Source organism: Bradyrhizobium sp. P3_C3, assembly GCF_056402655.1.
Map to the genome: position 1 here is coordinate 34,217 of NZ_JBFUGY010000021.1, position 12,144 is coordinate 46,360.

Genomic DNA, 12,144 nt, shown 5'->3' on the forward strand with positions numbered 1-12,144 from the left:
CTCATACCTCGAAGGCGGATTTTTCCGGCGCGGTTGCGGCTGCGCCGCGGTCAAGCAGCAGCTCGATCTTCACCAGGACATGGGCGATGCGATCGAGCAGGTGCTGCACATTGCGTTGCGCCTGCGCCATATCCGGCGACCAGGCCTCGGTCACGAGCCGGGCGCCGACGCAGAGGCGCAGCACGGCTTGCGGCGCATCGTCCTGCCGCTCCAGCCGGACCGGCTGGCCGATCAGGCTGCGCTGGACGGCGATCTGCCGGTCCGCCGCGCTGCCGCTAATTTCGTTGTTCATGTCACGCCGCAGCGCCCGATGGACGGCGCCGGTCTCGGCCATCGAGACCGGCTTGCCGTCGCGCAGCAGCATGAACGGAAAGATCGTGGCGTGCGCGAACTCCTCGTCGTCCCCGGCAGTCTTCTCGGTCGCCGTTGGAATGGGTTGAAGCGACGGCGACAGCGCGATCATGCTGTCGATGCCGGCGGCAAGCTCGGCCAGCGCCCTGACGCGGAAAGCTCCGGGCACGGCGTAGTAGCTGCCGATCTCCGCAAGCGCCGCCTCCCAGCGCAGCCATTGTCCGAAATTCGGCCGGCGCTCGAAGCGTGAGCGCAGCGCCGTCCAGGCCATCGGCCAATCGCAGCGGCCGGCATAGTCGAAGAAGCCCGGCGCAATCCCCTCAATCCGGTCGAGCGACCGCGAAAACCCCTTCGGCACCAGCAGCGCGCCGCTGAAGGCAGGGCCACCGAAGAATTTCGAGCCGGTGATCAGCACCATATAGCCGCGGTCGAGATAGGAGCGCAGCCGGCGGCGGCCGAGCCGCGCCTGGCAGGCGTCGACGACGACCTGAACCTTGCGCGGCCAGCGCCGCGCGATCTCGTCAAGACACGCCACGCTCGGCGCGCGCCAGCCGAGCTTCGAGGAATCCATGATCTGAAGCAGCACGGGCGCACCTTGCGCGATCGTCGCCTCGATCGCCCCCAGCACCGCGGCATCGGTGTCGGCGCGCATCGCGATCCCGGGCCCGGCGCGAAGCAGCGGCAACGTCACGCTGGCGCCGGCGAGTCCGGCAACCGCGCCGTCCTTGCGCACGGCAAGGCCGCTCGCCGTCATGGAGCTGAAATGGTGACCGCGCGCGGTCTGGGCCGTGCCGCTACCGGTCTGGTCGGCGCCGACCACGATCGTCACTGGCGGGGCGCCGAGCACCGCACGCGCCAGGAACAGGGCGTGGAGCTGAGAATCCGTCCCGGACGGCGAGAACACGACGTCGACGCGCGGCGAGAGCTGGAGATGGCCGCGCAACTCCTCGCGCATGTCCTCGCAGCGCGCATCGAAGGCGATCTCGACCTCGTCGAACAGGCACCTGTGCATCAGCTCTTCGCGCGCCAGCGCGGCGCGGTCATAGGCGGATTGCGAGATCGTCGATGCCGTCGAGGAAGCGAAATTCCAGATCTCCGGTTCCGGCGAGGCCGCACAGCCATAAGCGTTGACGCGATCCCCAGCGTCGAGCGCCAGCCGCGGATCTCCGCCGGAGACGAGCAGCGTGTCCAATGGTGTGAAGAGATCGCGCAGGCGGTAGCGCGAGCCGCCGTCGAATGTGCGCTCGGGGACTGACAGACCGGATGCGCCGGCGCTCATCCCGGAAGGCTCACGCCGCATCGGCAGCTGCCGCGGGCGCGGCTGCGAATTGCGAGGCGATGTCGCCGTGGAACACCGACGGCCCGACGTGATCCAGCGAGCTCTCGATGTCGGCCCAGATCTCGCCGCCGATGTCGGTCCAGCGCTTGCAGAAGGCGAAGTCCTCGGAAAGATAAGTCCCCGTCGCCGGATCGATCATGCATTCGAACAGCGCGAAGCGGTTCTGGCTCGCAGCCAGTGTGTCGTGCGAATGCTCGCGGAAGAATTGCAGGCCGGCATAGTTGGGGTGGCGGCACATCGCCTCCAGCACGTGGCGGCGGATCATCAGGAAGCCGGTGCCGGCGTAGCGCACGCGGGTAAAACCGTTGACCACCACGATGCGGTCGGGATCCTCGATCTCGAGTACATAATCGAGCGCGGCCGCCGGCACATCCGCGCGGCCGGACTCGATCGCCCGCCTCGCCTTGTCCCAGTTGACCCGCTTGATCGGATAACAGCCGGCGACGACATCCGCGCCGCATTCGATCAGCCGGAACACCTGCTCGGGCTTGAAGCCGATGTCGGCATCGATGAACAGGAAATGGGTCGCCTTTGGATCGTCGAGGAACATCGCGGCCAGATTGGCCCGCGCGCGCGTGATCAGCGCATCGCCGTCACGCAGGAGCACCTTGAGCTCGAGATTGGACATGCCGTGCACGGCGCGCTGGAGCGCGAAGATCGAGCTCGCATAAATGCTCGAGACCTGCCCGCCGAAGCACGGCGTGGCCACCACCAGCTGCATCTTGTCCGACATCGACGGCCCCCGCCCCGCTCAACTCCTCACCAAAAGGTAAAGAGGCATGGTTAACGGCGTCTTAATGCGCCGTTACAGGAACTTGACGAGCGACAGCTGCGCGAGTTTCGAGGTAACCTGGTAGGACGCTTGAAGCGCATTCTGGAGCGACAGGAGCTCGCTCGCCACCTGATCCGGCGAGGCCGATTCCGCCTGGTCGATGATGGACTGGAGCTGCGCCTTGGCCTGGGTCTGGCGCGTGCCTGCGTCCTTCATCGTGTTCTGGGCCATCGCGAGGTCCGTCTGGATGTCCTCGATGTGCTGCTGGCCGGGCTGCTTCGTCAGCGACTGCGTCACCCGCAGGCTCAGCGCGGAGACCTGCCCGCCCGCATACTGGCTGGTCGGCGAGGTCGAGAACGTCCCGAACACGGCGATCGCCTGCAATTGCTGGCGGATCGCGTCCTCGTTGGCCTGCGCGCCATATTGCACGGTGACTGAATCATCGACCCGCGCCATCGCCGTGGAGCGCGGCGAGCCGGGCCCGTCATTGCCGGTGTACCATTTCACGGTATTGGCCGAGCCGTTGACCAGCATCGTCGCCGAACTCGCCGGTGAAGAACCGACGCGCAATGGCGGCTGCGTCGCGGTGACCGGCGTCGAGCCGAAACCGAGCGCGTTGAGTGCGCCCGAGTTCGAGGTCGTGATGTTGAGGCTCGCCGCGTCGTCCGTGTTGATCGTGATCGAACCGCCATGCACGGTCGAAGGCTTCGACGTGCCCGTGATCTGGTCGATCTTGCTCATCAGCGTCTGGATGCTGTCGCCGACATTGAGCTGGTTGCCGGTCGCGCCCGAATTGACGAAAGTCAGCGTGGTGCCGTTCACGGTGATGGTGTCGCCGGCGACGAAGCCCGGCGAGATCGAATTCGAGGGGCTCGCGCCGGACAGCGCCGTTGCTCCGCTGACCGGCGCCGGCGGCGCCGCCTGGTTGTTGGCGGGCGCACCGATCGCGGAGCTTGCGGTGTTGAAGAAATTGTCGCCGGCCGTGATCGCGGATGCCGCGACAAGCGAGGTGTTGGCGAGCTTCGTGATCGCGGTGTTCAATGCCGTGTTAAGATTCGTGGCGGTGTTGCCGGGAGTCGTCGCGTCAATCGCGAAGCTGCCGATCGGCGTCGGCGTGGCCGAGGACGCGGTCAGGTCGACCTGCCCGGTGGTGCCGTCCGGCAGCGTGAACTGGACGCTCAGCTTGTCGCCGTCGTTCGGGTTGAGGCCGTTGAGATCGACCGAGAACGACACCGGCGAGCCGCTCGGGCCGGTGACCGTCGCACCCGTCAGCGTCGAGGACACCGCCGCGATCTTCATTCCGAACGGCGATCCGGCGACGTCCTCGGATACCCGCACCGAGCTCGGCGTCGGCTGCGTCTGCACCAGCCGTCCCATGCCGTTGGCACCGAGGTCGGCGGCCTGGCGTTCCGCGATGACGGTCTTGAAGCCCGCCTGCGTGGTCGTGCCGTTGATGATGTCGCCGGCATTGGCAACCGACTGCGTGTTGAACGCCGTCCCGGAGAACAGATAGCGGTTGCCCGACTGCGTGTTGAGAACACCGACCATCGAGCCGAACTGCGAAGCGGCCGTGTTCTGCGCGACGGTCTGTCCGTTGACGTTGAGATCCTGCGCGGTGCTTGCGGAGCCGGTCTGCACCGTGTTGCGGATCGTCGTGAGCGACTGGAGCGCGGTATTGGCGAGGTTGATGTTCACGTTCACGTTCGTGATCGTGTCGGTATAGGCGGCGATGTTGGAGAGCTGCGAACGCCCGGCGATCGCAAAGCCCTCGTTGGTGCCCATCCCGGAATAGTTCTGCGACAGCTTGCCGGTTGCGAGCTGCGTCGACAGGTCGGTAAGCTGCTGATTGATGTTGCGGATCTGCGCGCCGAGGACCGACGAAGAGTAGTTGATGCTGCTGATCGACATCTTTCAGAACCCTGTACTGGTTACACTTGAGCCTGGATCAACGTGTTCATCATGCTCTGCACCACCGACATGACGTGGGCGTTGGCGGCATAGGCATTCTGAAGCTGGATCAGGTTCGACATCTCCGAGTCCAGATTGACGCTGGAGGTCGAGTCGAACTTGGCCTGGAGCGTCGAGACCACGACGCTCTGGCCCTGCTGGAGCTGGGTGGCCTGGGTCGAGGCGTTGGCCTGGACGCTCAGGAACTGCTGGAGGTAGTTCGAGACGCTGCCGGTGAAGGGCTGGTTCGCCGAGCCGAGGCCGGTCGTCGGCGAATAGGAAAACACCGCATTGGTGAGCTGCGAATAGAGATAGTCCGAGCGCGTGGTGTCGCCGGCGGGCGTCACCGGCGACGTGTTGTAGACGGACAGCCGCGTGGGATCGCTGACCAGCTGCGTGTTCACGGCGATGCGCCCGGCAAGGCCGGTCATCTGCGAGCCCGAGGCGGTGATCGCACCGGTGTAGAGCGCCTGCCCGCCGTCGGTGAACACCGCCAGCTGCGGGCTGCCCGAGGTCAGCGACGAGATCGTCTTGGTGGTCGAGGCCGAATTGACCTGGGCAAGGCCGGTATTGTCATCGGTCACCCGCAGCGTCGTGGCAATCGCCGGCGACGGAGCGGCAGAGAACGTCAGGTGCGAACCTGAGAGCGCGGTGTTGAGCGCAGCGGCGATCGCATTCATGCCGCCGGAGAAATTGACGCCCACCCGCATCGGGTTGGCATTGGTGGCGTTCTGGAGCGGCAGCGCCGCCGGATCGGTCACGTTGACGAGCGTGATCTGGCGCTGGGTGTTGGTCGCCGTGTCTTTGTAGGTGATGTTGACCGTATTGCCCGGCTGCGCACCGGCAAGGTCGAGATCGAATCCGGCCGGCGGGCCCGAGACCGTGCTGCCGGCCGTGGTCTTGTCCGACAGCGCGCTCGACATCGTCGCGGCGAGCTGGTCGATCTGGTCCTGCGCCTGCACCAGCGTCTGGTCGCGCAGCTTGAGATCGGCCGCGATCTGGCCGGAGGAGACCACGTTGTTGGCGACGACGTCGAGCTGCGAGCCGTTCGGCAGCTTGATGTTGAGCGCACCGACGCCGGACTTGGCCGGGTCGGCGTTGTAGAGCGAGGTCGCCGACAGCGCGCCGGCGGAGGCAAAGGTGAATTGCGAGGCGAGCCCGGCGCCGACGAGCTGGATGCCTGTCGTGGTGTAGATGTTGGCCTGGTTCGAACCGTCGGTGGTGACGCGAACGTCGACATATTTCGACAGCGTGTTGATGGCCTGGTCGCGCTGGTCCATCAGCGTCGCGGCGGACGGGTCGTTTGCCGACAAGCCCTGAAGCTTGGTGTTGATGTCGGCGACCTGCTGCATCGCCGCGTTGGCCTGCTGTGCGGAGGTGCCGAGATCCTGCTCGACATTGGAGCGCAGCGACTGGATGCCGTTGGTGGTGACGTTGAGCTGCTTCGCCAACGCCTGCGCCGCGCCGAGGGCAACCGTCTGCGCCGACGACGAGCCGGCGCTGGTCGACAGCGCCTGCAACGCCGTGGTGAATTTGTTCAGCGCGGTTTCGAGCGTGCCGCTGTTGCCGGGCGTGCCGTAGACACTCTGAAGCTGCTTCAGGATGTTGGCCATCTGGTCGGCGTAACCGCTGCCGCCGGTCTCGGTGCGCAGCTGGTTCTGCACAAAGGTGTCGAGCTCCCGGCTGACGCCGGTCGTCATCGCCGTCGAGCCGAAATCGCCGGTGGTGACCTCGATCTGGTTCGGCCTCTGGACGACGTAACCCGGCGTCTGCGAGTTGGCGACGTTCGAGGAGACGATCGAGAGCGCGGCCTGGTTGGCACGCAGACCGCTCATCGCACTGGCGAGGGCTGAACTCAAACCCATATCACTAGCCGCCTTTGGTTACGTCACGCGCCGATCAGCGCAACACGTTCAAGAGATCCTGCACCATCGAATTCGCTGTCGTGATCACCTTGGTGTTGGCCGAATAGGCCTGCTGGGTCACGATCAGCTTGGTGAATTCGTCGGCGATGTCGGTGTTCGAGCCTTCCAGCGACGAGCCGCTGATGCTGCCCGACGCGCCGTCGATCGCTGTGCCCGACTGTTCGGTCGCGGCGTAAGCGCCGCCGTCGAGGGCCTTGAGGTAATTGGTGCCGTTGAAGTGCGACAGCGTCACCTGGGCGAGGTTGAGGTTCTGGCCGTTGGAGAAGGTGCCGACCACGAGGCCGCTGTTGTTGACGGCGACCGAGCGGAGCTGACCGGCGGCGTAGCCGTTCTGCGTGATGGTGTTGATCGTCACCGCGCCGCTGGTGCTGGCATATTGCGTCAGCCCGCCCGAGGACATGTTGAAGGCGACCGAGCCGAGCGACTGGCCGCCGACGCTGACGTTGTTGATGGTGATGCCCGATCCGCTCGGCGAGGTCAGCGAGCCGTCGCTGGCGAAGGTGAAGGCCTGCCCGGTGTTGACCCAGCCGACCGCCGTGCCGGTCGCATTCGGATCGGTCTGGTAGAACAAGTTCCAGGTGTCGGAATGGCCGGTGCCCAGCGAGGCGCTGTCGGTCTTGGCCCAACGCAGCTGCAGGTTCACCGGCGTGCCCGCGGCGTTGTAGGCGGTGACCGCACCGCCGCTGATCGATTCCTTGGTGAACGTGGCGATGTCGTTGCCGATCACGCCGCCGGTGCCGGCCGTGCCGCCACCGCCGCGGTTCTTGGAGATGGACGACGTGAAGCCGAGCGCGGCGAAGGCGCTGCTGTTGTTGGGGCTCGTCACCGTCAAGGTGGGATTGGCGATACCGGTATTCAGGGTGATCACGCCGTTGCTGATCGAAGAACCGCTCGCACCGCTGAGCGTGTCGATCTGGCTGAGCAGAGTCGCTATGGAGTCGGTGATGTTGATCTGGTTCGGAGGGGTAGCGCCGGAGGCCACGAAGGTGATCGTATTGGCAGCTCCCGTGCCGTTGACCTGGATCGTGTTGCCGACCACGAAGGGCGTCGAGAGGACTTCCGCCCCGCCGGGCGTCGCGGTGCCGCCGAGCTGTGTACCACTCGTAATCGCGGGAGTGGACAGCACGTTACCGCCGCGCGTCACGCTGCTGACGCCGAGCAATCCTGCCGCAGTGCCGCCGATCGTCACGTCGGCCGTGGTGCTGGTCGTGATCTGGATGTTGCCGCTGGCATTCATAGTCACGCTGGAGGCGGGAACGCCGGCTCCAGACGCGATCGCGCTGAGGACATCCGACATCAGTGCGCTGGTGGGCGACTTCAGACCAATCGTAGTGACCGCCGGGGGGCCCGCAACCGTCGAAACGCCCGAGACGGTGTTGTCGAAGTTGATTGTTTGGCCGTTGACCGTCAACGACTTGCCGGCCAGGTTGGTGAGAAGGCTGGTGTTGAGATGCGTGGCCAAGCCCGCATCGAGAGACGTGCTGCCAGTTGCCACCGCCGAAGCGCTGTCCAGCAGTGCCACCGAGCCAGTCGCGGTCGTCGCCGTATAGGCCGAGCGCAGATTGCCGGTGGCCGCCGCGCCGGAGACCGTCGCATTCGAATAGGGCGGCGGCGGCGTGCCGACGATCAGCGGGTTGGCGGCGAAATCGGACGGGTTCAGCCCGCCGGCCGCCAGCAGCGTGCCGCTCGCCGCAGTCGAGCTCGCCCCCGTGTTCGGCACGCTCGGCAGGTTCGCGGCGTACTGGATCGCGGTTGTCGCCTGTGCCGGGATGAAGTTGTTCTGGAATTTCAGGACGGACGCCACATTGCCGGTCGGGTTGCCGGTCTTGGGGTCGACCGTGACGCCCATCAGGTAGTAGCCGGCGCCATTGACGAGATTGCCGTTGGAATTGAGCTGGAAGTCGCCGCGGCGGGTGTAGTAGGTAACGCCGCTGAACTGCGGCAAGTTGTCGACGACGTTAGTCGCCTTCTGGATCGAGAAGAAGCCGTCGCCGGTGATCGCCATGTTGGTCGCGACGGAGGAGGACGAGATCGTACCCTGGGTGGTGATGGTCGCCTTGGCGTTGGCCGTCACACCGCCCGCGACCTGCTTGCTCGGGACCGAGGCGTCGGGGATGAGATCGACGAAGCTGGTGCCGATGCCCTTGTAACCGGTGGTGGATGAGTTCGCGATGTTGCCGGAAATGTTCTGCAGCGCGTAGGACTGCGCCTGCAGGCCACCCACCGAGGTGTTCATTGCATCGAAGATACCCATAACTTTGTCTCCAGATCCGATCTCGGCGGCCGGTCGACCATGGCCGCAGTCGGAAGAGACAGTCGCAAGGGCTATGCCAATGCGGGTATTCTCAGGAAATCAATGACTTGAATGGGCAAGCCCAGGTCCGATGACCGGGGCACAATTGCCGGGCCGGCAACAATTGCCGGGGCATCGGGTCATTCCGGGGGCGGCACGCAGCACCGAACTCAGGTGCGCAATTGCGCACCTGAGAAGCTCGAGATTCCGGATTCGATGCTCACGCATCGCACTGGAATGACTCCAGCGAGACCTACGTTGCCGACGCGGCGGCCGGGTGGAAGACCAGCCCGAAACCGTCGATGCAATAGCGCAATCCGGTCGGCTTCGGACCGTCGTCGAAGACGTGGCCGAGATGGCCGCCGCAGCGCCGGCAATGCACTTCGGTGCGCACCATGCCGAAGGTGCGGTCCTCGGTCTTGCCGACATTGCCTTCGATCGGCTGGTAGAAGCTCGGCCACCCCGTGCCGCTCTCGAACTTGGTCTCGGATGCGAACAGCGGCAGGTCGCAGCCGGCGCAGGCGAAGATGCCCTTGCGGTGCTCCTTGAGCAGCGGGCTGGAGCCCGGCCTTTCGGTGCCCTCCTTGCGGAGGATTTCATATTGCTGCGGCGTGAGCTGGGCGCGCCACTCGGCGTCCGTCTTCTCGATCTCGAATTTTTGCGCGGCCTTCTCTCCAGCCTCGGCGGGCGTTCCTCTCAACCAGCGGAAGGCCGAAAGGCCGAACAGGCCGGCAACAGTTGTCAGCAGGATGCGGCGGTCAAACATCTGATTCTCCGTGCGCGGGGGAGTCCACGCTCTGAGATACGGGCTCTAACGGCCGACGTTACACGTCCGGGCGGGGTTTTTCTCAACTTATCGCGAGACACCCTGGTCCTACGAGGCCGGTTCCACATCCTCGGCCACAGGTTTCGGCGGAGGGGCCGGCTGCGGCCGGACGCTGGGCGGCGGACGGCGAGGACCAGTGCCGGCGGCCCGGTTGGCTTCAGCGAGGCGCGCCTCGCGTTCCCGGTCCTTGACCCGCGCACGCTCGCGGTAGCGGGCGAGCGAGCCTGCGGCGGCGGAACTCGCCCTGCCCCAAACTCCCACCAATTGGCCCGCGACCCGCCCGGTCGTGCCGCCCGCCCAGACCAGCTCGAATGGCGAGAACAGCTTCCAGCGGTCGTCGCCCCACAAAATGCTACGCGCGATCAGCTGCCCGGCCATGGCCGAGGTGTTCATGCCCTGGCGGCCGAACCCGCTCGCCACCCACAGGCCTTTGCGCAACTGGCCGATCTGCGGCATGCCGTGCACGGTCTGGCCGGTGGCGCCGCCGAACATGTCGGTGATCTCGACATCGCCGAACTGGGGGAAAATCGATCTGATCCGCCGCCTGACCGCGCCCGCAAAGCGCTGCGGACGCGCGGCCCAGGTGGTCTCGGGGCTTTCCCACATCAGGCGGTCACCGTCGACGACACGGAAATGGTCGACCCCGTCGGAATCCATCACCGATCCCTTGAACGCCACGATCTCGTGCACGCGTTCGCCGAGCGGCGCGGTAATCCCGGCATAGCGCCAGACCGGCAGCAGCGTCTCCGACAGGCGCCTCAAGGGCGCGCCGAGGTGGATGTTGCCGGCCAGCACGATGTGGGTGGCGCGCAGCCGCGCCGAGGGCGTGACGATGCGCTTGCGGATGCCGGAATGATCGATGCTGACGACCGGCGTGTCCTCGAAGATGCGCGCTCCCGCCCGCCGCGCCAGCGCTGCGAGGCCGTGCACATATTTGCGGCCGTCGAGCTGGAATGCCCGGGGATAATAGACGCCGTGGAAGTAACGGTCGGTCTTGAGCGCCTCGCGGACGCGATCCACCTGCCAGCCCTCGACCTCCGTGTCGAAATCCTCGTGGAGCATCTGCAACCGGCTGATCAGCCGGTCGCCGGCATCGACGTTGGAGACCTCCAGCACGCCATCGCTCGGGCCGATGCCGGACATGTTCTCTTCGGTGGCGTTGGCCCGGACGAACTCGGCGCCCTCCTTCGCCAGTGTCCACAATTCGCGCGCGTCCTCGAAGCCGATGCGCTCGATCAAATCGGCGAGCGGCAGCGCAAAGCCCGGCATCACGGTGCCGAGCTGGTTTCCGGAGGCGTTCCAGCCGATATGGCGGCCCTCGAGCACCGCGACGCTGGCTCCAAGCCGGGCTGCCTCCAGCGCGATGGAGAGCCCGGCAAGCCCGGCCCCGATCACGCAGATGTCGGCATCGAGATCAAACGACAGTCGCGTGCGTTCACGAAAGCCGGCTTCTTCCTGGGACACGCTTGTGAAAGTCTCGCTCATGTCGTTTCCTTAAAGGACCGATCGGGCCCTTGTCACCTTGTCCTCAACCGGCGCCTGTAGATTATTCTGGACGCGTAACGATTCGAGAATGCCATGCGCCGTTTGATGCTGCTGCGTCACGCCAAGACCGAGACTGACGCGCCGAGCGGCCGTGACCAGGATCGTCGCCTCGACGACCGCGGCCACAAGGACGCCGCGCAGATCGGGGATTGGCTCGCCACCCATCCCCCCTTCCCCAAGGCCGTGCTGGTGTCGCACGCCGTCCGGGCCCGGCAGACCTGGGACATTGCCTGGGAGACGATGAAGGACCGCGTCGCAGCGCCGCAGGTGGAGGTCCTGCCCGAACTCTACGGCGCCGATCCCGCCCAGATCCTGGAATCCATTCGCACTGCAACCGTTCCGGCCAACCCGAAGCAGTTGCTGCTGGTGGGCCACAATCCCGGCATGCACGAGGCCGCGCTGATGCTGATGGGCGGCGGCGATCCGGCCGGCGCCAAGGCGCTCGCTCACAATCTGCCCACGTCGGGGCTTGCGATCTTCGACTTTGACGTCAAGGATTGGGGTGACGTGGCCTACCGCCGCGGCAAACTGGTGCTGTTCGTCAGCCCCAAGCTGCTTCGATCGGGTTGAGACGCGCGGGGCGCGCCGTCTCGACCGGTTGATCCTAGCTTGGTCAATTGGGAGGCGCAGATGTTCAAGTCCATCCTCGTGCCCATCGACCTCGCCGACACCGATCTGGCCAAGCCGGCGCTCGCGACCGCGATAACGCTGTCGCAGACCTGGAGCGGATCGATACGACTGCTCAACGTGCTGCCGATGACGCCGGTGATGCTCGCCGAATACGTCCCGGCCGATTTCGACGAGCAGCAGCGCCAGACCTCCGAGGAAGCGCTCGCCATCGTCGCGCGGGAGTCAGGCATCGAGACGGGGCGCATTTCCAGCGTGGTGCGACAGGGCGGCATCTATCATGAGATCCTGGAGGAGGCCGTGCACATGAAGGCCGACCTGATTGTGATGACCTCGCACCGGCCGGCGATGCGCACCTATTTCCTCGGCTCCAATGCCGGGCACGTCGTGCGCTACGCCAAGTGCTCGGTGCTGGTGGTCAGGCACTGAGCGCCACAACAAACGCTGTCATTGCGAGCGCAGCGAAGCAATCCAGAGTCTTTCCGCGGTGGCAGTCTGGATTGCTTCGCTCCGCTCGCA

General features: G+C 65.8%; 9 protein-coding genes. 2 read left to right on the forward strand and 7 right to left on the reverse strand.

Annotated elements, in window-relative coordinates; translation table 11 throughout:
• Position 1 precedes the first annotated feature (1 nt).
• The 7 genes from AC1DW2_RS23445 to AC1DW2_RS23475 form a co-directional block, all read right to left on the reverse strand.
• A complete protein-coding gene (locus tag AC1DW2_RS23445) occupies positions 2-1,651 on the reverse strand; it encodes a hypothetical protein (RefSeq protein ID WP_283017047.1) in 1,650 nt (549 codons plus the stop codon).
• Positions 1,641-2,423 (reverse strand): methylenetetrahydrofolate reductase, encoded by a 783-nt coding sequence (locus tag AC1DW2_RS23450; protein WP_063982262.1) that lies wholly within the window; start codon positions 2,421-2,423, stop codon positions 1,641-1,643. Before AC1DW2_RS23450 ends, AC1DW2_RS23445 begins: the two co-directional genes overlap by 11 nt.
• Before the next feature lie 72 nt (positions 2,424-2,495).
• On the reverse strand, positions 2,496-4,370 hold the full coding sequence (locus AC1DW2_RS23455) for a flagellar protein (protein ID WP_354218419.1): 1,875 nt from the start codon (positions 4,368-4,370) through the stop codon (positions 2,496-2,498).
• A 20-nt stretch (positions 4,371-4,390) separates the two neighbouring features.
• Positions 4,391-6,274: a flagellar hook-associated protein FlgK gene (gene flgK / locus AC1DW2_RS23460; protein ID WP_063982260.1), complete on the reverse strand. Its 1,884-nt coding sequence runs from the start codon at positions 6,272-6,274 to the stop codon at positions 4,391-4,393.
• Between the two features lie 34 nt (positions 6,275-6,308).
• Positions 6,309-8,588, reverse strand: a complete 2,280-nt coding sequence (locus tag AC1DW2_RS23465) for a flagellar hook-basal body complex protein (protein ID WP_063982259.1) — start codon at positions 8,586-8,588, stop codon at positions 6,309-6,311.
• A 292-nt stretch (positions 8,589-8,880) separates the two neighbouring features.
• Positions 8,881-9,393 carry a peptide-methionine (R)-S-oxide reductase MsrB gene (gene msrB, locus AC1DW2_RS23470; protein ID WP_477007188.1) on the reverse strand — a complete coding sequence of 171 codons (513 nt, stop codon included), beginning with the start codon at positions 9,391-9,393 and terminating at the stop codon, positions 8,881-8,883.
• A 108-nt stretch (positions 9,394-9,501) separates the two neighbouring features.
• Entirely contained in the window at positions 9,502-10,938 is a 1,437-nt protein-coding gene (locus AC1DW2_RS23475) for an NAD(P)/FAD-dependent oxidoreductase (RefSeq protein WP_354130462.1), read from the reverse strand.
• Between the two features lie 93 nt (positions 10,939-11,031).
• Between AC1DW2_RS23475 and AC1DW2_RS23480 the strand changes: the two genes are divergently transcribed.
• Entirely contained in the window at positions 11,032-11,568 is a 537-nt protein-coding gene (locus AC1DW2_RS23480) for a SixA phosphatase family protein (RefSeq protein WP_038956013.1), read from the forward strand.
• Between the two features lie 60 nt (positions 11,569-11,628).
• The gene (locus tag AC1DW2_RS23485) at positions 11,629-12,054 is read left to right on the forward strand and encodes a universal stress protein (protein ID WP_231142320.1); all 426 of its coding nucleotides are present in this window, start codon (positions 11,629-11,631) and stop codon (positions 12,052-12,054) included.
• The last annotated feature ends 90 nt before the right edge of the window (positions 12,055-12,144 follow it).

Coding starts and splice junctions, on each gene's coding strand:
- AC1DW2_RS23445 (WP_283017047.1), bottom strand. CDS start 1,651: ATGCGGCGTGAGCCTTCCGGGATGAGCGCCGGCGCATCCGGTCTGTCA.
- AC1DW2_RS23450 (WP_063982262.1), bottom strand. CDS start 2,423: ATGTCGGACAAGATGCAGCTGGTGGTGGCCACGCCGTGCTTCGGCGGG.
- AC1DW2_RS23455 (WP_354218419.1), bottom strand. CDS start 4,370: ATGTCGATCAGCAGCATCAACTACTCTTCGTCGGTCCTCGGCGCGCAG.
- flgK (WP_063982260.1), bottom strand. CDS start 6,274: ATGGGTTTGAGTTCAGCCCTCGCCAGTGCGATGAGCGGTCTGCGTGCC.
- AC1DW2_RS23465 (WP_063982259.1), bottom strand. CDS start 8,588: ATGGGTATCTTCGATGCAATGAACACCTCGGTGGGTGGCCTGCAGGCG.
- msrB (WP_477007188.1), bottom strand. CDS start 9,393: ATGTTTGACCGCCGCATCCTGCTGACAACTGTTGCCGGCCTGTTCGGC.
- AC1DW2_RS23475 (WP_354130462.1), bottom strand. CDS start 10,938: ATGAGCGAGACTTTCACAAGCGTGTCCCAGGAAGAAGCCGGCTTTCGT.
- AC1DW2_RS23480 (WP_038956013.1), top strand. CDS start 11,032: ATGCGCCGTTTGATGCTGCTGCGTCACGCCAAGACCGAGACTGACGCG.
- AC1DW2_RS23485 (WP_231142320.1), top strand. CDS start 11,629: ATGTTCAAGTCCATCCTCGTGCCCATCGACCTCGCCGACACCGATCTG.